Origin of the sequence: Subtercola boreus (assembly GCF_003399645.1) — a bacterium.
Taxonomy (GTDB): Bacteria; Actinomycetota; Actinomycetes; order Actinomycetales; family Microbacteriaceae; genus Subtercola; species Subtercola boreus_A.
Genome location: NZ_NBXD01000030.1, coordinates 71,222 through 93,283 on the forward strand (window position 1 = coordinate 71,222; position 22,062 = coordinate 93,283).

The following is a 22,062-nucleotide window of genomic DNA, read 5'->3' on the forward strand; positions in this document are numbered from 1 at the left end:
GGCCCGAAAGGTGAGGGGGTCACGCATGGGGCGCGGCCGTCAAAAAGCTAAGCACACCAAGGTTGCTCGCGAGCTGAAGTACTTCAGCCCCGACACCAACTACAGCGCCCTCGAGCGCGAGTTGGGCACCCACTCCGAACCCGATTTCGCCGCACTCGCGGCCAAGTACGACACCGACCCCGAGGCCGACCTCGACGATCCCGACCTCGAAGACGACGACGAAGAAGACGACGACCTCGCTTCGTCCTGGGGTGCGCCAGACGAGAAGCGCCTCGCGTAGGGCGAACTCGCTGGTCGCGCTGCACTCGCCGGCACTGCAATCGCCGGCACTGCACTCGCTGGTCGCGCTGCACTCGCCGGCACTGCAATCGCCGGCACTGCACTCGTTGGTCGCGCTGCACTCGCCGGCACTTCCGGTCTGACGCAACGCCGACTGCCGACTGCCGACAGGCGTCAGCAGTCTGCCGTTCGCCTGGGTAGCGCTACTCTGCGCGTGACTCGGTAGAGGCCCTGCCTTCGGCGTCGCCGGTGGTCTGCCCTGCGGGGGCGGCATCCGCCTCACCCTGAGCGGACTCGATACGTTCCACACGGATGGTCTTCGCGCCGTGGCGCGAAGCGCGATCGATGACGAGGGCGACGACGGCTCCGGCGGCGACCCCGACGACGACGAACAGAAGGCCGAGGAACCCGAAGATCTGGGCCGGATTGAACCCCGGAGGTTCGGGGAACACGAAGGTCAGAACGAGCGCGATGATCAGCCCGACGATGGCGCCGGCCGTCATGAACCGGAAGTACCGCGGCGAACGGTGGATCGTGACGGTGTCATCGCCGACGCGCTGCTCCCCCTCGAACAGTGGCTCGTCGGGCACGACATCGTTCGGTTGCGGACGCGTCGGCTCAGCCGCAGGATCACCAGTATTGCTCACCCTTCTATTGTCGCCCACTCCCACGGGATGCGGCTTCAGCGCCGGTCATCCATCGCCGCCGTTCCGGTGTCGGACTGCCCGGCCGCGGGACGGATGCCGGCGATCGGCACGAATCCGCGGAGGTCGGCTCGCTGCCCCGAGGCGTGGATCGTTCCCCCCGCGACGCCCGCCTCCCACCCGAGTTCACCGCCTGCGAGAAGGAGCCAGGTGACGGCATCCATCTCGACCACATTCGGCGGCGTACCGCGGGTGTGCCCCGGGCCTTCGATGCACTGGATGGCCGCAAAGGGGGGCACCCGCACCTCGACGGTGTTGCCCTTCGCGCGCTCGGCGAGCAGCTGCAGGGAATACCGCACGGCGGTCGCCAGGGTCGGCCGCGGCACCGCCGTCGAGGGAGCGTGTGTTCCGCCGGCCGCGACCAGGGCGACCCGGGCGGCGTCGACGGCGGCCCACCCCTCAGCATCCGGAATGCGCGCGCGAGCCATGCTGCAAGGCTACTGAGCCGCGAGCCGCCTCGCGACCGGCGCGCGCGTGGGTTCGCGGGGCGGCCGGTGGGGGGAGACCTACCGCCCCGCGAAGAGAGTTCGTGCGGCCTGGCGCCGGGGGAAGCACCCGGCCGCACGAAGCTGGTTCGCGCGCCGACCGGCCAGCAGGGGGGGAGTTGGGGCCGACGCGCGAAATCTGGGGGTGTCGTGTGGCGGACGACTAGGGGGGGTACCGCCCGCCACACGGGTGCGAGAAGCCATGATCAGCACCTCACACAGGAAGAGAGTGGATGCCGGCCAATCCATTACGCGACTTCCGCACTTTTCTCGGGAAAGTTTTTCCTCTCCCCCCACAACAGGCGATCAAGCCGAGTTCTCCACCGTTCCCAGACCCACCCCGAGCCCTTCCTGCCGCCGCCATAGAATCGTCGAGTGAAGATTCTCGTTCTGGGTTCCGGTGCTCGTGAGCACGCCATCGTCGCTGCGCTGCTGGCCGAACAATCGCCTGTGGGTGGCCCCCACGAGATCATCGTCGCCCCGGGCAACGCCGGAATCGCGGCGGCGGTTGCCGTCGCCCCGCTCGATCCGAACGACCCAGAGGCCGTCACCAACTTCGCGAACGAACAGAGCGTGCAGCTCGTCGTCGTAGGGCCCGAAGCTCCCCTCGTGGAAGGTGTGGCCGACGCCCTCCGCACCCGCGGCATCCCCGTCTTCGGTCCGGGCCGGGCCGCGGCCGCCCTCGAGGGCAGCAAGACGTTCGCCAAGCGCATCATGGAGGCGGCGAACGTGCCCACGGGCCGAGCGATCCGTGCCGCCAGCACAGACGAGGTCGAGCGGGCGCTCGACGAGTTCGGGGCTCCGTATGTCGTGAAGGCCGACGGCCTCGCGGCAGGAAAGGGCGTGCTCGTCACGAGCGACCGCGAGGCCGCGCGTGCCCACGCCGACGAGTGGCTGTCACACGGCGATGTTCTCTTCGAGGAGTTCCTCGTCGGGCAGGAGGTCTCGCTCTTCTTCCTGACCGACGGTCACACCGTCGTGCCGCTCTCCCCCGCGCAGGACTACAAGCGCCTCCTCGACGGCGACCTGGGCCCGAACACGGGCGGCATGGGGGCCTACTCACCGCTCCCCTGGCTCGATGACGAATTCGAGAGCGAGGAGGCGTTCGTCGACGAAGTACTCGTCTCGATCGCCGTGCCGACCGTTCGCCGCCTTGCCTCGGAGGGTACTCCGTTCATCGGGCTGCTGTACTGCGGGCTCATCCTCACCCCGGCAGGCATCCGGGTCATCGAATTCAACGCCCGGTTCGGCGACCCCGAGACCCAGGTCGTGCTCCCGCGCCTGACCACACCGCTCAGCGCCCTGCTCTTCGCCAGCGCCACGGGAACGCTCAGCCAGCAGCCGAAGCCCACCTTCTCCCGAGACGCGGCGGTGACCGTCGTACTGGCCAGCGAGAACTACCCCGGCACCCCTGTCACCGGTCGTCCCATCACCGGGGTCGCCGAGGCCGACGCTCTCGAGGGCGTACACGTCACGCACGCGGCGACAGCGCTGCAGAACGACCGGCTGATCGCCACCGGTGGCCGCGTTCTCAGCGTCGTGGCCACCGGCGGCGATTTCGGCCGGGCGCGCGCCCGCGCCTACCAGGCGCTCTCCGTCATCCACCTCGAGGGCGGTCAGTTCCGCACCGACATCGCCGCCCGGGTCGATGGGTCTGCAGCGACCCCGCTTGCTTCTGCTCCGGCCGCCGCCGAACCCGCCGAAGCGACAGTCGGCGCCGAGTCTCCCGCCCCTGAGGCGCCCGCCCCCGAGGCACCAGCCGCCAAGGGTCAGCGATCCGTTCTCGCGGGGTGGCACCACGTCTACTCGGGCAAGGTCCGAGACCTGTACGTTCCCGAGGGCGCGGCTTCGATCGCGGATGCCCCGGCCGTGCTCGTCGTTGCGAGCGATCGCGTGAGCGCCTTCGACGTCGTTCTCGAACCGGGTATTCCGCAGAAGGGCGAGCTGCTCACCACCCTCAGCCGGTGGTGGTTCGACGCGCTCGCAGGGTTTCCGAACCACCTGCTCACACCGCCGGCCTCGACACCGTCCGCCTCCACGCAGTCGCTGATCCCGCAGGTTCCGGCCGAGGTCGTCGCCCGCGCGATGCTGGTGAAGCCCCTCGACATGTTCCCCATCGAGTGCGTCGTGCGCGGCTACCTCTCGGGCAGCGGCTGGATCGAATACCAGGCGACGCAGAGTGTGTGCGGTGTGCCGCTCCCCGCAGGTCTCCGCGACGGCGACAGACTGCCGCATCCGATCTACACGCCCGCCTTCAAGGCCGATCTCGGCGACCACGACGAGAACATCACCTTCGAGCGCACCGTGCAACTCGTCGGTTCTGAGATCGCGACGGCACTCCGCGATCTGTCGCTCGCGATCTACGCCCGGGCGTCGCAGATCGCGGAGACGCGCGGCATCATTCTCGCCGACACGAAGTTCGAGTTCGGCGCCGACCGTGCCACCGGTGAGATCACGCTCGCCGACGAGGTGCTGACGAGCGACTCGAGTCGCTTCTGGGATGCTGCCGCCTACGACTCCGGCGACCGAACGGCGAGCTTCGACAAACAGATCGTGCGCAATTGGCTCGCCGCGAACTGGAACAAGAGCGGCACGCCCCCCACCCTCCCCCCGGAGGTCGTCGCCCGCACCGCCGCCCGCTACGCCGAACTCATCGCCCGCCTCACCGCGCCCTGACGCCCCGGCGCAGGGTCAGCGCGCGTACGCACCCACGAGCCGCACCGCTCCGCCGTCGACACCCTTTGCGCCCTGCTCGAACCCCGCGAGGTCGGCGGGCGGGCGGGGAGCCGTTGAGACGGCTCCGACCGGCCAGGCACGGATGCCGTCGGCCGCGAGGGCCGTCACGATCGAGGCCGACGACGCGGGATCGACGACCGCGAACATCCCGATGCCCAGGTTCCACGTGCCCTCGGCGCTCTCGAGTGTCGTACCGGCCCAGTCGCTGAGCACCCGGAACACCGGCAGCGGCGACCAGGTCGAACGATCGACCTCGATCCACGACCCGCGGGGCAGCACGCGCGCCAGGTTCGCGGCGATACCACCCCCGGTCACGTGGGAGAGGGAGTGCACCGCCCCGGCGAGCGCGGGCGCGTCGAGCAGGGAGAGCAGCGGTGTCGTGTACAGCCGGGTCGGCTCGAGCAGCGCCTCTCCCACCACCCCTCCGAGTTCGTCGGAGACGGACGTGTACGAGATCGACGCTCCCGCCAGGATGTGGCGCACCAGGGAGAACCCGTTCGAGTGCAGCCCGGACGACTCGAGGGCGAGCACCACGTCACCGTCGACGACCCGTTCGGGGCCGAGCAGGGCATCCGCCTCGACCACACCCGTCGCCGCGCCGGCCACGTCGTAGTCGTCGGGCCCGAGGAGACCCGGATGCTCGGCCGTCTCGCCCCCGACGAGCGCGGTTCCGGTGGCGGAGCACGCGCGCGCGATCCCGGCAACGATGTCGGCGATGCGTGCAGGCACGACCTTGCCGCAGGCGATGTAGTCCGTCATGAACAGGGGGCGTGCGCCGACCACAACGATGTCGTCGACGACCATTCCCACCAGGTCCTGGCCGATGGTGTCGTGCTTGTCGAGCGCCTGCGCGATCGCGACCTTCGTGCCGACACCGTCGGTCGACGTCGCCAGCAGCGGGCGCGTGAACGATTTCAGCGCCGAGACGTCGAAGAGACCGGCGAAACCCCCGAACCCACCCATCACGTTCGGGCCGTGCGTCGCCGAGACGGCCGCCTTCATCAGCTCGACCGCGAGGTCTCCGGCACGGGTGTCGACGCCGGCGGCGGCATAACTGTTCGTCATGCGTCCATTCTCCCGTACGGCACCGGATGCTGCGGGCAGGCCTCCAGATCAGACCGCCGGATGCTGCGGCCCCCGGCAGTCGACCTCAGGAGTCGAAGCTGCCGCGCACGATGGAGTTCGACGAATGGGCAGGGTTGCCGTCGAGCGGCTCCGAAGACACATCGACGATGGAATACTGCGACATGTCGATGTCTGTCGGGATGGCGAAGGTACCCGAGTCGCCCGACAGCAACCCGAGGCTGACCAGCTTGGTGAGATCGGCGCTGAGCAGCCAGACCTCCCGGTAGGCGTCCGGCCGGTCAGTCGCCGCGTTGACGGAGATGACCATCGAGGTGTCGGCGCCGTTCGACTCGACCACGGCATCGCCGGTCGCGCCCGGCCAGTCCGGGAGCGCGGTGAGCGCCGCCCGTGCGAGCACCGTGACGCTCGGCGCCCCGCCCGGGGCATCCGTCGGTCGAAGAAGGAACGACGTCGTGACCCCGCCCGCCGCCGCGGCCAGCACGACCGCCGCGGCCAGGGCGAGCCAGCGCACGGGCAGACGGCGACCCCGCACCGAACGACCGCGCACCGAACGACCGCGCACCGAACGACCGCGCACAGATCGCCCGCGCACCCCCCGCCCGCGCTCACGGCGCTCCGCCGAACTCACCTCGGGCGTCGCATCCGCCCCGACCGCAGCGGCGATCTGGTTCCAGACCCGCTCGTGAGGCGCCACCAGAGCGGGCACCGAGGCCGTCGAGCGCCCCGCCGCGGCCGCGCCGGTGAAGGCCGCCAGTGTCGACGTGCAACCCGGGCACGACGCGATGTGAGCACGGTCGTCGTCACTGCCAGCGGGCTCGCCGAGCGCGAGCAGGGCCAGGATGTCGGGGTCAGTATGCATCGATGTTCACCTCCAGTCGCACTTTCAGTTTCTCCAGGCTCCGTCTGATGTGGCTCTTCACCGTACCGAGCGGTAGGGCGAGTCTTTCGGCGATCTGCACGTGGGTGAGGTCGTCGAAGAACGCGAGATGCATGACCTGACGGGCCACAGGGTCGAGCCGGGCGAGTTCGTCGGCCACGAGCAACCGGTCCGCCACGTCACCGGGGTCTTCGGAGAGCTCAGGCCCAACGGTTGCCTCGAGTTGCTGGGCAAGTGCCCGGGCGCGGGTTCGCACGGTGTGGGCATCCGCGATCTTGTTGCGCGTGATGCCGACCAGCCACGCCGGCAGTCGCGACCGTGTGCTGTCGAACTTCGCCCGTGAGCGCCACGCCGAGACGAAGACGCCCTGCGTGACATCTTCGGCCTCGCCGACATCGCCGAGGGAGCGGAGCGCGAGGGTGTACACGAGCGGCGACCACCGGGCGTAGACCGCAGCGAGCGCACGATCGTCGCCGTCGACGAAACCCTGTACGAGCTCGTCGTCGTCATCGGGCGCGGTGTCGTTCACAGGTGCGGGGGCTTTCTGAGTGGATGTTCGGCCGAGACAGCGCGTCTCGGTCGAACAGAGGACTCCATGATGGCGTGTTCCGGAATCACGCGACAGGGGTGGCGGTCACGATCACATTGTCGAGATAGTGGCCGGTGTCTGCGTCGAAGACACCTCCGCAGGTCACGAGAACGAGCCTCGGGGCCCCTGATCGGTCGAAGATCTGGTCGAGCGCGACATCCGTCTTGGGTGTTCGGGTGACCTGCGTGACGGTGTAGACGTGGATGCTTCCGTCGGCGGTTGTCAGCGAGACGGTCTCACCGGCGGCGATGTCGCGAAGCTTCACGAACTGCCCGAGCCCGAACACCAGAGAATCGACGTGGGCGGCGATCACGGTGGTGCCCGCGGGGTCGTCGGGCGCCGGACCGTACTCGTACCAACCCGCTTCCGCCGAATCCTCCGGCAACTCCATCTGGCCGGCCGCATCGACGCCCATCGGGAGCACCGCCATATCGATGTCGACCGCTTCGATGCTGAGGTGGGTCGGTGCGACGACGACAGCAGAGACCTGCGAACCGAGAGCAGACGAGCGCACGGGCACCGGCGGGGCGGTGGGTCCCGCATCCGTCGGCGGCGTCGCGGCGGAGGTCGGAACCCCGGAGGGGGCGGGAGTGGGCGAGGTGATCACGAGCGGTGGCATCGGCGTACCCAGCGGCACGGGGTCGCTGCCCGAGCATCCGGTGAGTACGGCCGCCACCACGCCGAGCGCCGCCGTGAGGGCGAGAAGGCGCGCACGAGCATCCAGGACTCTCACGGGCCTCCTCCTCCTCACGACGGCAGCTCTCGGCAACGGTGCGGCGGGCCTACGCGCCGACGCGGCTGCGACGACGCATCAGCACCACGAACCCTGCGGCAAGCAGCAGCGCCAGGGCGCTCCCGCCGGCGATCAGCGCGCCCGAGTCGTCACGGTCGCCGACCAGGCCGGCCGTTCCACTCGGGATGCCCGACGGGTTCCCGTGCAGGCCGTCGATGGTCTGTACGGCCAGCTTCAGGTTGTTCGCGGTGAGGCTGCCCCAGGCGTAGACGATCGTGTTGGTGCCCTCGGCGACGGTCACGTCGGCCGGGCCGATCACGGGCGCGGTCGTTCCTGCTGCGGCGACAGAGGCCGAGATCGTGCCCGCGGGGAGGTTCAGAACCTTCTCGCCCGGGTTCACCAGGCCGCTGATCACGGCGCTGCCACCGGCGAGCACGTCGACCGCGGGAGCCGCAGCCGTGTGTCGCACCGTCAGACGGCCCTCACCGGCGGTCGTCGTCGAGGTGTCGTTCGTGTAGAGCGTCGCCGTCGGGGTGCCGTCTTCCTTGAGGTGTGCGACGGCGGTGTAGTTGCCGCCGTCGGCGAGCGCGAGGTCGATCGGGCCGATGACGGGCTTCGAAGCGTCTGCCGCATCCGCTGCCGTGATAGCGACCGAATAGGTACCGGCGGCCAGGTCGAGCGGGCCTGCCAGGTCGCCGGGCTGGAAGTTGTCGAGCGTCAGTGCTCCGTTGACGTAGACGTCGACGGGGGTGTCGGGCACGGCGTGCAGCACCGACAGCTTGGCCCCGGTGGCCGCACTTGCACTGGTCGGAATCGCCACGCCCACCAGCGCGATCGCTCCGACGGCCAGCCCGGCGAGCATCCTCTTGTTCACGGTCTTTCTCACGATGGTCCTCCTTGACACGCCCGTTGGCGGGCTGGGGCGTCGATCGCCTTACCCAGTACTTCTGTCGAATGGGCGGTTCTGGATGCACGGCAGCTCACTTTCTTTCGAAACGGTGCCCCGGACATCCGACTCGCGCGCGCCCATAGAATGGAGAACGGCCTATTTCTCTACCCGTCTGGAGCCCGCCAAAGCATGTGCGGCATCGTTGGCATCGTTTCGTCTGAACCCGTCAATCAACTCGTCTACGACTCCCTGCTGCTGCTGCAGCACCGCGGGCAGGACTCCACCGGAATCGCCACCGCCGAACGCGACACCTTCCACGTGGTCAAGGCGAAGGGCCAGGTCAGGGAGGCTTTTCGAACCCGCGACATGCGCAGTCTGCTCGGCACGATGGGCCTCGGCCACGTGCGCTACGCCACGCACGGCAACGCCGGCAGCGAGCAGGAGGCCCAGCCGTTCTACGTGAACGCCCCGTACGGCATCATCCTCGTGCACAACGGCAACCTCACCAACACGCGCGAGTTGACGCAGGAGCTGTTCCACATCGACCGGCGCCACCTGAACACCGACTCCGACACCGAGCTTCTGCTGAACATCCTGGCCCACGAGCTGCAGCAGCAGGTCTCCGGTCTCGACCTCGACCCCGAGACCGTGTTCAACGCGGTGTCGCGCGTACACGAACGCGTCGAGGGTTCGTACGCCACGATCGCCATGATCGCGGGTCACGGGCTGCTGGCGTTCAGAGACCCGTTCGGCATCCGGCCGCTCACACTCGGCAAGCGCGTGCTCGAATCGGGGCGCGATGAGTGGGTCGTGGCATCCGAATCGCTCGTGATGGAGAGCCTGGGCTACGAGGTCGTTCGCGACGTCGCGCCGGGTGAGGCCGTGTTCATCTCGATGAACGGCGAGCTGTTCACGAAGCAGTGTGCTCCGGATGCTCGCCTCGTACCCTGCGCGTTCGAGTTCGTCTATCTGGCCAGGCCCGACTCGGTGCTCTCGGGCATCTCGGTCTACGAAGCGCGACTGCGTCTGGGCAACCGGCTCGCCGACACCGTTGCGCAGTGGGCGCCGTCGGGCGACATCGATGTCGTCATGCCGATCCCCGACTCGTCCCGGCCCGCCGCCATGCAGGTCGCGCAGAAGCTCGGTATCGAGTACCGCGAGGGGTTCTACAAGAACCGCTACGTCGGCCGAACGTTCATCATGCCCGGCCAGGCGGTGCGCAAGAAGTCGGTGAGGCAGAAGCTCAACGCGATGTCGACCGAGTTCAAGGGCAAGAACGTGCTGATCGTCGACGACTCGATCGTGCGCGGCACCACCTCGAAGGAGATCGTCGACATGGCCCGCCAGGCCGGCGCCAACAAGGTGACGTTCGCTTCGGCTGCCCCGCCGGTGCGGTTTCCGCACGTCTACGGCATCAACATGCCCTCGCGCGATGAGCTCGTGGCTCACAATCGAAAGATCCCCGAGATTGCGGCGTACATGGGTGCCGACCACCTGATCTACCAGGAGGTCGCCGACATGCAGGCTGCCATCATCGAGGGGTCATCGGTCAAGGAGCTCGAGATGAGCTGCTTCACTGGGGATTACGTGACCGGAACGGTCAGCCCCGAGTACCTCTCGTGGGTGGAGCGCACGCAGAACTCGTAGTCGGTCGGCTGGGCGGGGGTTGGATGTTCGACATCAGACGCGCGCACGTCATAGCGATCGCGCTCGCGGTCGTCATCAACCTCGGGGTCGCCGGAGTCGCGCTGCGGGTCTACGTCTTTCCCGACACGGACGCACCGGCCACAACCGATGTCGCCTAAGTCATCGGCCCGCCGACCGCGTCGCGGGTCGCGATCGCCCAGCAGACGGCCGCGGCCGGCCTTACCGCGAACGTGATGATCTCGGTCGCAGCCGACGGCGAGTTCTCCGCCGCGAACCTGCCGATCTGCACGACCCCGCAGCCGTTCGCGGTCTACTGCGAGACACCCGACCCCTTCACCACGCAGGGCGAAGCGCGCGATCTCAGCGCGCTCGCGGCCGAACACGGCTGGACCAGCGCGACTGTCATCACCTTCACCCCGCACGTCGTACGGTCCCGGATGATCATGGAGCGCTGTTTCACGGGCGACCTCCGCATGGTGGCCGATGACACACACCTCACCCCGGCCGGCTGGGCCTACGAGATGCTCTATCAGACGGGCGCGTTCGCGAAGGTGCTGCTCGACACGGGGTGCTGAGCTCGGGACGCCACGCGGTGCGGCGCGGGCGCCCGGGTCAGGCCGGGACCGGAGCCGCGTTCGCCGGCGTCCAGCCGAAGGCGGGGGCGACGTGCAGGGCGATCGACTCGATGAGGTGGGCGTTGTACTCGACGCCGAGCTGGTTGGGGATGGTGAGCAGCACGGTGTCGGCGGCCTGCACGGCGGCGTCGGCGGCGAGTTGGGCCGCGATCACATCGGGCTCGCCGGTGTAGCTCTTACCGAAGCGGGCAATGCCGCCGTCGAGGTAGCCGACCTGGTCTTCGCCGTCGCCGCGCGAACCCGCCCCGCCGCCGAAGTACCGGCGGTCGAGGTCGGTGGTGATCGGGATGACGCTGCGCGAAACCGAGACGCGCGGCTCCCGGATGTGGCCGGCCGCGGCCCATGCGGAACGGTAGAGCTCGATCTGCTCGGCCTGCAGTTCGTCGAACGGCACGCCGGTGTCTTCGGTGAGCAGCGTGGAGCTCTGCAGGTTCATACCCTGCTCGGCCGCCCAGACGGCGGTCGCACGGGTGCCCGAACCCCACCAGATGCGTTCGCCGAGCGACGGCGACTGCGGTTCGATCGCCAGCGGGGCAGACGACCTGGACATCTGCGGATTCGGGCGCGCAACCCCGGCCCCGGCGATCGCGGCCCGGAAGATCTCGGTGTGCCTGCGGGCGAGGTCCGCATCCGTCGTGCCCTCGGCGGGAACGTAGCCGAACAGCTCCGAGCCGCGAAGCGAGGTCTCGGGTGATCCACGGCTCATGCCGAGCTGTAGGCGCTCGCCGCTGATGAGGTCTGCCGCGGCCGCCTCCTCTGCCATGTAGAGCGGGTTCTCGTAGCGCATGTCGATCACGGCCGTGCCGAGTTCGATCCGCGAGGTGCGTGCGCCCATCGCAGCGAGCAGCGGGAACGGCGAGGCGAGCTGGCGCGCGAAGTGATGCACCCGCACGTAGGCCCCGTCGATGCCGAGCTCTTCCGCAGCCTCTGCGAGTTCGATCGACTGGAGCAGAGCATCCTGAGCCGTTCGCGAACGCGAGCCCACGACGGGCTGGTAGTGACCGAACGACAGAAATCCGATGCTCTTCTTCATGATCGCTACAGCAACGGACGTCTCCGCGTTATTCCCTTCTTCATGCGTTTGCATGCACAGACGAAAGGGCGGCGGATGATCGGCGGCGCGGCAGGCAGAGAGAGAGCAGCACCAGCCCGGCGACCGCGACGCCCACGTAGACGAAGCCGATCGGCGCCTGGCTGTCGTCGGGCAGGCCGGCGGCGGCGGCCATCGTCACCGCGACAAAGAGGTAGCAGATGGCACTCGTGAGGCCGCCGACCAGCCCGAGATTACGGTCGAAATACCCGAGAGTGAGGCCGTAGGCGAGCGGGCAGAGGGCCCCGCAGCCGGCGAGGGCGAGCATCCCGCCGAGGGTGATCCAGAGAAGGCTGGGCCCGACGAGCACACCGCTGAGGCACAGGATGATCGCCCCCGCGCCGAAGAACCCGAGCGCCGTGAACGCCAGAACCCGCGCCGGGACCCGCGTGGCGAAATGCGCCGTCGAGAGCTCGCCCGCGAGGTTCGCCGCCCCCACGAGCAGCGCGACACCACCGTAGAGCGCCGGCGAGAACCCGAGCTGCACCTCGTAGAGCAGAGGCGCGACCACCCCGAAGAGCAGTTGCGCCACCGCGAAGACGGCGAACACGAGCGTCAGGGCGATGAAGATGCGGCGACGGAGAGTGGATGCGAGCACCCCGCCGACCTCCCGCAGGTCGATCGGGGTGCGCCCGTCTTTTGCCAGCGTCTCGGGCAGCAGCAGCGCCACCGCGACTCCGGCGGCGAGCGCGGCGACGGCGACCGCCACGAAGATGCCGCGCCAGGAGATGTACTCCACGAGCAGCCCGCCGATCGCAGGGGCCATCACCGGCGCGAGACCCCACGAGGCACCGAGCAGACCCGATATTGAGGTGAGCCGGGCGCCACGAAAGCGGTCGGCGGCGATCGCGTACACGATGACCATGGTGGAGCATCCACCCAGCCCCTGCAGAAAGCGCATGCCGAGCAGCGTGTAGACGTCGGCGGTGAGGGCGCAGCCGACGCTCGTGACAAGGAGAAGGGCCAGGCAGACCAGAAGCGTCGGCTTACGGCCTCGGGCGTCAGCGATGATGCCGATCGGCAGCAATCCGACGCTCATTCCGAGCACGTAGGCCGAGACCGTGTTCTGCACGAGCGTATTCGAGGCGCCCAGGTCGGTCACCATCGTCGGGATGGCGGGCGTGTAGATGTCGATCGGCACTTGGCTGAGCGGGATGATCGCCAGGAGGATGACGAGCAGAAGCCGGTTCGAGCGCTTCGTCGCGGCAGGTGCCGGCGCAACATCCATTGGTCTCTCCCCCGTCGATTTTCTGGCGCCAGCTTAGGGGAATACGTCTCCCTTGCACTTAGTTGTAGCTACAATGAATCGCATGAGTACAGACTTGACGGCGCCGGCATCGAGCAGCGCCTTCCTGTCGGCAGCCACGGGGATGGGGCCGGTGACCTTACGGGTGGGCGACCTCGACGGCATGATCCGGTACTACCGCGACGGCGTGACGCTCGACCTCCTGAGCCACGACGGCCCCGTGGCCGTGCTCGGCCGCGGAACGGTGCCGGTGATCATCCTGCAGCATGCCCCCGAGCTGCGAAACCCCGAGCCCCGTTCCGCGGGCCTCTACCACTCGGCCGTTCTGTTCGAGAGCCGCGAGGCGCTCGCCGCTGCCGTCTACTCGGTCGCGGCGTTCGCGCAGGGGTCGTTCACGGGAAGTGCCGACCACAGAGTCAGCATCGCGTTCTACTTCACCGACCCCGAGGGCAACGGCGTCGAGCTCTATTGGGACCGCGACCGCACCGAGTGGAGCTGGGTGCACGGGCAGATCGAGATGGCGACGCTGTACGTCGACCCGAACGGTTTTCTGCAGGAGTTCCTCACGCCCGCGTCGGTCGAGGAGCCGCGCATCGGCGGCGCATCCGTCGGGCACGTGCACCTCTCGGTGGGCGACGTCCAGGCGGCCGCCGAGTTCTACGTGCGGAGGCTCGGTTTCGAGAGCACCTTCGAGGTGCCGGGCAGCGCGCTGTTCGTCTCGGCCGGCAAGTACCACCACCACATGGCGATGAACACGTGGGAGAGCCGTGGCGCCGGGCGGCGGCAGCTCGCCCTCGGGCTGGCGGAGGTCGACATCGTCGTGCCGTCCGCCGACGATGTCGCGGCCCTCGAGGAGCGGCTCGGGCACTACCGGGAGCCGTTCGGGAACGACGGACGCTCACTGCTGGTGGATGACCCGTGGGGCAACCGGGTGCGGGTGTCGGCGGCGACGGCCGCCGGCTAGCGCTCGAGTTGGCCAGAACCGACACGTTTTCGGCTCACCGCCGTGATAAGCGGGGCGGATGCGCGGGCCCATGTCCATTCGGGCGCTACGACCGGGCGAGGCGGCCGGAGGCGAGGAGTTCAGAGGCGAGGAGTTCAGAGGCGAGGAGTTCAGTGATACGGGCGACGGCAGCGTGCCAGATCGTGGCGGCGGGGTCGATGACGGCGAAGTGGTCGCCGGGCGCTTCGAGGAGCTCCGGATGATCGAGCTGCGCGTTCGCGGCGAGGGCGCGGTTCGGCAGCACGAGCTCCGGCCCGTCGTCGCTACCCTGCACCAGCAACCACGGTGTGCGGCGCTGCGTCCAGAGGCTCGGGGATGCGGCGGCATAGGCCGCGGACTGCCTGCGCGGGGATCCGCCGAGCGCCATCTTGACGGCTCCGTCGCTGGAGCGCCGGCGGTACGAGTCGGTCAGGTCGACCACCCCGGCGAGCGACACGGCGAGGTCGATCCGCGGTGCGCCGGAAGTGGCGGCTGCTGCGCCGGGCGCGGAGGGCGGGGAGGGCGCAGCGGGCGCGGAGGGCGGGGAGGGCGCAGCGGGCGCGGAGGGCGGGGAGGGCGCAGCGGGCGCGGAGGGCGGGGCGAGCGCAGCGGGCGCGGCGAGCGCGGGCGCGCCGGGCGCAGGGGTGGCGGACGCTCCCTCCTCCGCTAGCTGGAGCGCGAGCTGCCCGCCGGCCGAGTGGCCGATCACGACGAGCGGCGCGTCGGGCACGAACGACTCGATGCCACCCAGCGCGGCGAGAGCGGCGTGCACATCGGCGTGCGTGGCCGCCCAGCCATGGGCATCCGGTCGGCGGTACTCGACATTGAAGACCGCCCAGCCGCGGTCCGCGAGGTCGGCAGCCATCGGCGTCATCAGGTCGAGCGTGTAGGGCGAGCGGTAGTAGCCGCCGTGCAGCAGCAGAGCGGTGGCGAGGGGAGCCCGGCCGGCCCCGGGCATCCGCCACTCGCCGAACTGGTCGGGATCGTCGCCGTAGGCGATGCGAAGGCCGCCCCCACCACCAGCAGCGACCCCGCCACCCGTACCGCCCCCGTCTCGGCCTCCGACGCTCGCGTCTCCGCTCGCCCCTCCGCTCACGTCTCCTGCCACACCCGCACCTTCCCCAGCTTTCACCGTGACCACCCCGTGCATCCCGCTGCCGGCGCCCTCGACCCCGTGGAGGGGAGGGCGCGCCGGTTCGTCCGTTTCGCTGCTGCGCGCGCAGGCGCGGATGCGACAAACCACCGCGGGTCGATCACCGGTCGTCCCGGGGGGCGGGCTCGCGCGGGACGCGGGCCGCTCGCGGCACCTCGAGCGGCCCCGTGAACTGGGCACCGCGGAGGGCGGCGGAGGCGTCGCCGCTGAAGAGAGCGTCGGGGAGCGTGTCGGTGCTGAGCGTTCGGCTGCGCGGCACGTCGGACTCGAGCGGGGTCTCCGAGTGCTCCACACGGGTGCGCGGCACCGAGAGCGGCGAGACCTGCTGCACCCAGCGCACGAGCTGCTCGCGCACGAAGCAGCGGAGGTCGAAGAGAGTGGGCGCATCCACCGCCGTCACCAGGATGCGGATGTGCACGAAGCCCCCGACGGCATCCGTCACCTGCAGGATGGCGACGCGGCCGTCCCACAGCTCGGTCTGGTTCATCACGCGGTGCAGTTCGTCGCGCATGCCGTCGGGGTCGACCCGCCAGTCGAGATCGAAGTCGACGGAGCCCATCAGCTCGGAGTTCTTGCGCGTCCAGTTCTGGAAAGGGGTGGTCGTGAAATAGGTCGACGGCAGCACCATTCGACGGTCGTCCCACAGGTGCACGACGACATACGTCAGGGTGATCTCCTCGATGCGACCCCATTCGGTCTCGACGATCACGACATCGTCGACCCGGATCGCATCGCTGAACGCGAGCTGCATCCCGGCGAACACATTCGCCAGCGTCGACTGCGCGGCGAGACCGGCGACGATCGAGATCAGCCCGGCTGACGCGAGCAGCGACGCACCCGCCGCCGAGACGCCCGGGAAGGTCAGCAGAATCGCCCCGAGCGCGATCAGCACACCCGCGACGACCGTGACGCGCCGGATGATCAGCACCTGCGTGCGCAGGCGCCGGGCATGACGGTTGTCGGGCACGTCGGTGCGGTACCGGGCGAGACCTAAGTCTTCGAGGAAGATCGCGAGGGCGCAGAACAGCCACGCTCCGGTGGCGATCGATGCGATCAGCGCGGTGTGGCTCAGGAACTCCCGCCACCACGGGTCGACCGAGGTCATGGCCTGCAGGGCGATCCACAGCGCTATCACCAGCAGGAAGACCCGGAACGGCACGCGCGCCCGCCGGATCAGCCGCACCGCCCACTCCTTGCGGCGACTGATGCGGCGAACGATCAGCGCCGTGAGCGCGGTCACGACCAGCGCGCAGACGATCGCTATGGCGATGTAGACGAGGGCCTGCAGCCAGGGCGTCGAGGTGATGCCAGCGATGAAATCGGTCATTCGCTCCATCGTAAACCGCCCGACTGAGTGCTGCTTATGAGCGGGCAGTGCTCCTCATGAGCGGGCGGTGCTGCCTATGAGCTGGCCCGGGCCCGGGCCCGCTCCGAGCGCACGGCGAGCGCCCAGACCACCAGGGCCAGCCCGACGAGCACGATCGCCTGAACCGCGACCAGAGTCATCCCGCCCGCCCCGAACGCGATCGGGCCGAGCAGCGCGCCGAGCGACCCGCCCAGGAACACCGCCACCATGAACATCGTGTTCGCCTGCGCCGGCGAATGCGGATTGGCCTGCAGCGCCCGGTTCTGGTTCGCCGACTGCGCGGCCTGGTTGCCGAGCGTCAGCACGAACATGGAGATTCCGAACAGGATGCTCTGGCCGGAGTCGATGACGACGGTGATCACTCCGAGCAGCGCGACCCCGAGCGTCACCCCCGCCACCTTCAGTGCACCGAACCGGTCGACGAACCGGCCGGCGAACGGAGTGGCGGCACCGGCAGCGAGCCCGACGAGGCCGAAGAGGCCGGCCTGGGCGACCGTCCAGCCGTACTGCGGGCCTGTCAGGTGCAGCACCATCACCGTCCAGAACGAGTTGAACATCGCGAAGGCGAAGAAGTTGGTGAGCGCCGAGTAGACCAGGGGCGGACTCGTCGTCACCAGACGCAGGGTCGAGACGAGTAGCGCGCCATAGCTCCTGCCGATGCCGCTGAGCTCGACGTCGGTTCGAAGCGCCCGCCTCACCAGCGGAATGAGGAGCAGCATCAGCGCGGCGAAGATCGCGGTCACCAGGCGCCAGCCCAGAGCATCCACCAGCAGGCTCGCGACGATGCGCCCGCCGAAGATGCCGACGAGCAGGGCGCCGACCAGCGCGGTCGTCGTGGCACCCGAGCGACCGGCTGGCGCCAGCCGGTTGGCTGCCGGAATCGTCAGCTGGGCGATGTTCGCCACGATTCCGACGGCGAAGAAGCCGACGATGACGCTCAGGATGTCGGGCAGCACACTCGTCGCGAGCAGCGCGACGGCCAGCAGAACGAGCTGCACCGTGATCTGCCTGCGCGGCTGGATACGGTCGCTCAGCGGCACCAGCAGGAAGATCCCCAAGGCGTACCCGACCTGGACGGCGGTCGCGGTGAAGCTCGCGACGCCGGGGGCGACGCCGAGGTCGCGGGCGATGTTCGTGAGCATCGACTGCGGCAGGTAGATGGAGCTCACCGCAACCGCCGCGACGGTCGCGAGCACGAAGAGCTGCACGGTCCAGCGGCGGTGTGCGGGCAGGCTTGGCATTCGGCAGGTCTCGTTCGGGTTCAGATTCTGGATGCCCGGGGCGACGCACGCCGAACAGGCCGAAGGGGCCGACGCCTCACGGCGCCGACCCCTTCGTCACTTCGTACAGCAGACGTTACTCCTCGCGCGGGGAGCGCCAGGCCTGCAGCGCCAGGCCCGCAGCACGGGGCCTGCAGCTCTAGACCTGCAGCGCGACCTCGGCCTCGGACTCACGGTTGATCCCCGCGGCATTCGGCGGCGCGACGTCGGGGTCGATGCCACCGGCCGATGAAGCCTCGTTCAGCGCGGCCTCGACGCGGTCGCCGAGCGTCTGGTCGACGTTCCGCCAGTACTGCAGGGCGCGGGCCTTGATCTCGGGGATCGTGACCTGGCCGACGTGTCCGGCGATGTTATCGACGAGACGGTCGCGCGCGGCGTCATCGAGCACCTCACGAACGAGGGTTCCGGCCTGGCCGAAGTCGTCGTCCTCCGCGTGCAGGGTGGCGGCGGAGCGCTGCAGCTCGCCGTCGTTCTGCCAGCCGGCACTCTCGGCCGCGACATCCGGAGCCGCAGCGGGGCCACCGAACGAGTTCGGGGCGTACACCGGGGTCTGCGGAGCGTTGAACGCGTAGCGCGCAGCGCCGTCCTTCGAGTACGAGTTCACCGGAGCCGCGTGCGGGCTGTTGACCGGCAGCTGGGCGTGGTTCGTTCCGACGCGGTAGCGGTGCGCATCCGCGTAGCTGAAGATGCGGGCGAGCAGCATCTTGTCGGGGCTGGCGGCGATTCCGGGAACGAAGTTCGACGGGGCGAAGGTGGCCTGCTCGATCTCGGCGAAGTAGTTCTGGGGGTTGCGGTTCAGCGTGAGCGTGCCGACGCGGTGCAGCGGGTAGTCGCTGTGCGGCCAGACCTTCGTGAGGTCGAACGGGTTGAAGCGGTACGTCGCCGCATCGGCGTAGGGCATGATCTGCACCGAGAGGGTCCAGCTCGGGAACTCCTCGCGGTCGATGGCCTCGCCGAGGTCGCGGATGTGGAAGTCCGCGTCTTCGCCGGCGATCTGGTTGGCGTCAGCCTGGCTCAGGATCTCGATGCCCTGGTTGGTCTTGAAGTGGTACTTCACCCAGAAGCGCTCGCCCTCGGCGTTGATCCACTGGTAGGTGTGCGAGCCGAAGCCGTCCATGTGGCGCCACGACTTGGGGAGGCCGCGGTCGCCCATCAGCCAGGTGACCTGGTGGGCCGATTCGGGGCTGAGCGACCAGAAGTCCCACTGCATGTCGTTGTTGCGCAGGTGCGAGCCCGGCAGGCGCTTCTGCGAGTGGATGAAGTCGGGGAACTTGATGCCGTCGCGAATGAAGAAGACGGGGGTGTTGTTGCCGACGAGGTCGTAGTTGCCCTCGGTGGTGTAGAACTTCAGCGCGAAGCCGCGCGGGTCGCGCCACGTGTCGGGGCTGCCCTGCTCGCCGGCGACGGTCGAGAAGCGCGCGAGCGTCTCGGTGGTGGTGCCGGGCTGGAAGAGCGCGGCGCGCGTGTAGGCCGACACGTCGTCGGTGATCTCGAGCGTGCCGAACGCGCCGCCGCCCTTTGCGTGCACGATGCGCTCGGGCACCTTCTCGCGGTTGAACTGGGCGAGCTTCTCGACGAGGTAGTGGTCGTGCAGAGGAATGACGCCGTCGGCGCCGACGGCCTGGGAGTGCTCGTCGCTTGCGACGGGGGCGCCGGATTCGGTGGTGGTGTACTCAGTCATGCGTTCTCCTTCTTATGGTTCTGGCTGTTCTGCTGGTTCTGGCTGTTCTGGTGGCAGGCGGGGCAGAGGCCCCAGTAGGTGACCTCGGCGGTCATGATCGCGAACGTGCCCGGCGCCGCGGGGCCGGTCGGCTGGGCGGGCGTCAGGCAGGGTGCGTGGCCGACCGCGCAGTCGATGTCCTGAACCGCGCCGCAGCCGGTGCAGATGGCGTGGTGGTGGTTGTCGCCGATGCGCCGTTCATAAAGGGCGGGTGAGCCGGCCGGCTCGATGCGCCGGATCAACCCCGCCTCGGTGAGCGCCCCGAGCACCACGTACACCGACTGCAGCGAGATATCGGGCTGCGCTTCGCGCACCCGTCGATGGATCGTGTCGGTGTCGGCGTGCGGCAACCCGTCCAGGGCCTCCAACACGGCCAGCCGCTGGCTGGTGACGCGCAGGCCGGCGCTCCGGATGCTGTCGGCTGGCTCGGGCGTCATAGCTCACAGTCAAGCACTTATTGTGAGTAATTCATAATAAGGATCGCTCACGAGACGGGGTCGCCGCGGCATCCGCTCGCCGGCGGGTGCCGTTCCCCGGGCATCCCGCTCGCCTGCCCGGTACACTTAAGCCACCCGTTCGCGTCACTTTCGTAGGAGTTCCAGGTGCCCACAATCGTCGTAGAGGTCATGCCCAAGGCCGAGCTGCTCGACCCGCAGGGCAAGGCGGTCGCCGGAGCGCTCGCGCGGCAGGGTCGGTCGCAGATTCTCGGGGTGCGTGTCGGCAAGCGGTTCGAGATCGAGGTGGCGGGGCCGGCCGACGACGCGATTCTCGCCGAGGTCGCCGTCCTGGCCGATGAGCTCCTGGCCAACCTCGTCATCGAAGACGTGATCAGCGTGCACTTCGCCGGCGCCGACGGGTTCGGCATCGACGCCACCGCAGACTTCGCCTCGGGCAACGTCACGACCGACACGTCATTCGACGAGGCATCCACCCCCGAAGCGCAGGCAGAGATTCGCGAGGGGCTCTCCTGATGGCGGTCCGCGTCGGAATCGTCACCTTCCCCGGCTCGCTCGACGACCGTGACGCCGCGCGTGCGGTGCGGCTCGTCGGGGGTACGCCGGTGCCGCTCTGGCACGGAACCCACGACCTCGACGGGGTCGATGCGATCATCCTGCCCGGCGGGTTCAGCTACGGAGACTACCTGCGGGCGGGCGCCATCGCATCGCTCTCGCCCATCATGTCGGAGGTCATCTCGGCTGCTTCGACGGGGATGCCGGTGCTCGGAATCTGCAACGGGTTCCAGATGCTCGCTGAGGCGCACCTGCTGCCGGGCGGGCTCATCCGCAACGACCACGGCACGTTCGTCTGCCGCGACCAGCGGTTGCGCGTCGAGAACACGACGACGGCGTGGACGTCGGCATACGCCGGGGCTGTCTCATCCGTCGCCGGGGCGACCGAGATCACCATTCCGCTGAAGAACGGCGAGGGCGGGTTCATCGCCTCGGCCGACACCATCGCGCGGCTGGAGGGCGAGGGGCACGTGGTGTTCCGTTACCTCGATGTGAACCCGAACGGGTCGATGAACGACATCGCCGGCATCACGAACGCCCGCGGCAACGTGGTCGGGCTCATGCCGCACCCCGAGCACGCCGTCGAGCCCGGCTTCGGCCCCGACACCACCGACGCTATGCGCTCCGGCACAGACGGCCTCCCCCTCTTCGCCTCCGCCCTCACCGCCCTCCTCCCAGCCTGACCCCCCCTCCCCTACCTCGCCACCCACCCCACACCCCCCCGCCTCTCCATCGATAGGTCGAAATCCCTCCCAACCGGCCGGTTTTGGGAGAGATTTGTCCTGTCGATTCGTTGCGAGGGGGCGTGGATAAGTCTGGGTGGGTTCTTGGCTGATGCGGCAGGGTTGGTGCATGCCGAAGCACACCCCTCTCCCGCCAGAACTGGGCGGCAGAGCATTCTCCGTCCGTCGAGCGAAGCTCTGCGGTGTGAGCAACCAGCGCCTGGACGCAGTCGACCTGATCGCTCCCTTCCACGGCGTGCGGTCCAGCCTTCTGGCCATCACCAGCATCGAGGTGATGTGCAATGCCTGCTCGCCTCGAATGACTCCTGAGCAGTTCTTCAGCCACACGACAGCGGGTCGGCTGTGGCATCTGCCACTGCCTCGTTTCTTCTCGTCGTCTGAACCGCTCCGTGTTGCTACGCCCGCCCGGGACAGTCGGCCGCGGGCGGCCGGGGTCACGGCGCACCGGCTCTGCCCGCCCTCGCACCGGGCGGTCGTGCTGGGGAGGGTGCGGGTGAGCGACGCCGTGAGTACGTGGTTGCAGCTGGCGAGCATCCTGATCCCGGGCACACGGTCTGCGTTCGTACCACGGGTCGACCTTGCCTATTCCGAATGGAAGGTGCTTGTCGAATACGACGGTCAGCAGCACCGCACCGACTCGAAGAGGTACGCCCGCGACGTCAAGCGCGCGGCAGACCTGCGCGAGGCGGGCTGGGTTCTGATCACCGTGCTGAAGGAGGGACTCCACGGAGCCGGGCAGACGGCGTCGGTCGACAGGATCCGGCGGGCCCTGCAGACTGCGGGTTGGCGGCCGTGAGGATCGGATGCCGGAT

22 protein-coding genes and 2 pseudogenes are annotated in these 22,062 nt (G+C 69.0%); 10 read left to right on the forward strand and 14 right to left on the reverse strand.

Going from position 1 to position 22,062, the window contains the following annotated elements; translation table 11 throughout:
* Positions 1-25: 25 nt before the first annotated feature.
* Positions 26-280, forward strand: coding sequence for a DUF3073 domain-containing protein (locus B7R24_RS14960; protein ID WP_116419766.1), 255 nt, complete (start codon positions 26-28; stop codon positions 278-280).
* Positions 281-482: 202 nt separating this feature from the next.
* Here the strand turns inward: B7R24_RS14960 and B7R24_RS14970 are convergent, their stop codons facing one another.
* Together B7R24_RS14970 and B7R24_RS14975 are read right to left on the reverse strand one after the other, a co-directional pair.
* Positions 483-926: a hypothetical protein gene (locus B7R24_RS14970; RefSeq protein WP_147304061.1), complete on the reverse strand. Its 444-nt coding sequence runs from the start codon at positions 924-926 to the stop codon at positions 483-485.
* 35 nt (positions 927-961) lie between these two features.
* Positions 962-1,411 carry a sterol carrier family protein gene (locus B7R24_RS14975; protein WP_116419768.1) on the reverse strand — a complete coding sequence of 150 codons (450 nt, stop codon included), beginning with the start codon at positions 1,409-1,411 and terminating at the stop codon, positions 962-964.
* A gap of 432 nt (positions 1,412-1,843) precedes the next feature.
* On the opposite strand from B7R24_RS14975, the pseudogene purD reads away from it, so the two are divergent.
* Positions 1,844-3,115 (forward strand): annotated as a pseudogene (gene purD / locus B7R24_RS18530) (phosphoribosylamine--glycine ligase); the annotation flags it as partial.
* On the forward strand, positions 3,101-4,144 hold the full coding sequence (locus B7R24_RS18535) for a phosphoribosylaminoimidazolesuccinocarboxamide synthase (RefSeq protein WP_437123536.1): 1,044 nt from the start codon (positions 3,101-3,103) through the stop codon (positions 4,142-4,144). The pseudogene purD and the gene B7R24_RS18535, both read left to right, overlap by 15 nt.
* 15 nt (positions 4,145-4,159) lie before the next feature.
* Here B7R24_RS18535 and purM read toward each other — a convergent pair whose 3' ends face one another.
* The 5 genes from purM to B7R24_RS15005 all read right to left on the reverse strand — a co-directional run bounded on the left by purM (position 4,160) and on the right by B7R24_RS15005 (position 8,363).
* Positions 4,160-5,269, reverse strand: a complete 1,110-nt coding sequence (gene purM / locus B7R24_RS14985) for a phosphoribosylformylglycinamidine cyclo-ligase (protein ID WP_116419770.1) — start codon at positions 5,267-5,269, stop codon at positions 4,160-4,162.
* A gap of 85 nt (positions 5,270-5,354) precedes the next feature.
* Positions 5,355-6,149 (reverse strand): anti-sigma factor, encoded by a 795-nt coding sequence (locus B7R24_RS14990; protein WP_116419771.1) that lies wholly within the window; start codon positions 6,147-6,149, stop codon positions 5,355-5,357.
* Positions 6,139-6,696: an RNA polymerase sigma factor gene (locus B7R24_RS14995; protein ID WP_116419772.1), complete on the reverse strand. Its 558-nt coding sequence runs from the start codon at positions 6,694-6,696 to the stop codon at positions 6,139-6,141. Before B7R24_RS14995 ends, B7R24_RS14990 begins: the two co-directional genes overlap by 11 nt.
* An 85-nt stretch (positions 6,697-6,781) precedes the next feature.
* The gene (locus tag B7R24_RS15000; RefSeq protein ID WP_253259485.1) at positions 6,782-7,489 is read right to left on the reverse strand and encodes a class F sortase; all 708 of its coding nucleotides are present in this window, start codon (positions 7,487-7,489) and stop codon (positions 6,782-6,784) included.
* Positions 7,490-7,538: 49 nt separating this feature from the next.
* Positions 7,539-8,363 (reverse strand): DUF4397 domain-containing protein, encoded by an 825-nt coding sequence (locus B7R24_RS15005; protein WP_116419773.1) that lies wholly within the window; start codon positions 8,361-8,363, stop codon positions 7,539-7,541.
* A gap of 204 nt (positions 8,364-8,567) precedes the next feature.
* Here B7R24_RS15005 and purF point away from each other — a divergent pair, with 204 nt between their 5' ends.
* The 3 genes from purF (at position 8,568) to B7R24_RS15015 (ending at position 10,600) form a co-directional block, all read left to right on the forward strand.
* Entirely contained in the window at positions 8,568-10,025 is a 1,458-nt protein-coding gene (purF, locus tag B7R24_RS15010) for an amidophosphoribosyltransferase (RefSeq protein ID WP_116419774.1), read from the forward strand.
* A 23-nt stretch (positions 10,026-10,048) separates the two neighbouring features.
* Entirely contained in the window at positions 10,049-10,183 is a 135-nt protein-coding gene (locus tag B7R24_RS18325) for a hypothetical protein (RefSeq protein WP_301182492.1), read from the forward strand.
* Positions 10,184-10,258: 75 nt separating this feature from the next.
* A complete protein-coding gene (locus B7R24_RS15015; protein ID WP_116419775.1) occupies positions 10,259-10,600 on the forward strand; it encodes a hypothetical protein in 342 nt (113 codons plus the stop codon).
* Between the two features lie 37 nt (positions 10,601-10,637).
* Here the strand turns inward: B7R24_RS15015 and B7R24_RS15020 are convergent, their stop codons facing one another.
* Together B7R24_RS15020 and B7R24_RS15025 are read right to left on the reverse strand one after the other, a co-directional pair.
* On the reverse strand, positions 10,638-11,693 hold the full coding sequence (locus B7R24_RS15020) for an LLM class flavin-dependent oxidoreductase (protein WP_172582857.1): 1,056 nt from the start codon (positions 11,691-11,693) through the stop codon (positions 10,638-10,640).
* 40 nt (positions 11,694-11,733) lie between these two features.
* A complete protein-coding gene (locus tag B7R24_RS15025; protein WP_116419776.1) occupies positions 11,734-12,978 on the reverse strand; it encodes an MFS transporter in 1,245 nt (414 codons plus the stop codon).
* A gap of 82 nt (positions 12,979-13,060) precedes the next feature.
* Here B7R24_RS15025 and B7R24_RS15030 point away from each other — a divergent pair, with 82 nt between their 5' ends.
* On the forward strand, positions 13,061-13,960 hold the full coding sequence (locus B7R24_RS15030; protein WP_253259486.1) for a VOC family protein: 900 nt from the start codon (positions 13,061-13,063) through the stop codon (positions 13,958-13,960).
* Positions 13,961-14,045: 85 nt separating this feature from the next.
* On the opposite strand, the gene B7R24_RS15035 is transcribed toward B7R24_RS15030, so the two are convergent.
* The 5 genes from B7R24_RS15035 to B7R24_RS15055 all read right to left on the reverse strand — a co-directional run bounded on the left by B7R24_RS15035 (position 14,046) and on the right by B7R24_RS15055 (position 19,934).
* Positions 14,046-15,086: an alpha/beta hydrolase gene (locus B7R24_RS15035; protein ID WP_147304062.1), complete on the reverse strand. Its 1,041-nt coding sequence runs from the start codon at positions 15,084-15,086 to the stop codon at positions 14,046-14,048.
* Between the two features lie 145 nt (positions 15,087-15,231).
* Positions 15,232-16,458: a mechanosensitive ion channel family protein gene (locus B7R24_RS15040; protein ID WP_116419778.1), complete on the reverse strand. Its 1,227-nt coding sequence runs from the start codon at positions 16,456-16,458 to the stop codon at positions 15,232-15,234.
* A 74-nt stretch (positions 16,459-16,532) separates the two neighbouring features.
* Positions 16,533-17,738 (reverse strand): MFS transporter, encoded by a 1,206-nt coding sequence (locus B7R24_RS15045; protein WP_116419779.1) that lies wholly within the window; start codon positions 17,736-17,738, stop codon positions 16,533-16,535.
* 178 nt (positions 17,739-17,916) lie between these two features.
* Positions 17,917-19,458: a catalase gene (locus tag B7R24_RS15050; protein WP_116419780.1), complete on the reverse strand. Its 1,542-nt coding sequence runs from the start codon at positions 19,456-19,458 to the stop codon at positions 17,917-17,919.
* Positions 19,455-19,934: a Fur family transcriptional regulator gene (locus B7R24_RS15055; protein ID WP_116419781.1), complete on the reverse strand. Its 480-nt coding sequence runs from the start codon at positions 19,932-19,934 to the stop codon at positions 19,455-19,457. Before B7R24_RS15055 ends, B7R24_RS15050 begins: the two co-directional genes overlap by 4 nt.
* 165 nt (positions 19,935-20,099) lie before the next feature.
* On the opposite strand from B7R24_RS15055, the pseudogene purS reads away from it, so the two are divergent.
* The 3 genes and pseudogenes from purS to B7R24_RS15070 form a co-directional block, all read left to right on the forward strand.
* Positions 20,100-20,339, forward strand: a pseudogene (gene purS, locus B7R24_RS18175) (phosphoribosylformylglycinamidine synthase subunit PurS); the annotation flags it as partial.
* 128 nt (positions 20,340-20,467) lie between these two features.
* Positions 20,468-21,190: a phosphoribosylformylglycinamidine synthase subunit PurQ gene (gene purQ / locus B7R24_RS15065; RefSeq protein ID WP_116419783.1), complete on the forward strand. Its 723-nt coding sequence runs from the start codon at positions 20,468-20,470 to the stop codon at positions 21,188-21,190.
* 169 nt (positions 21,191-21,359) lie between these two features.
* Positions 21,360-22,046, forward strand: coding sequence for a hypothetical protein (locus B7R24_RS15070; RefSeq protein ID WP_147304063.1), 687 nt, complete (start codon positions 21,360-21,362; stop codon positions 22,044-22,046).
* Positions 22,047-22,062 lie beyond the last annotated feature (16 nt).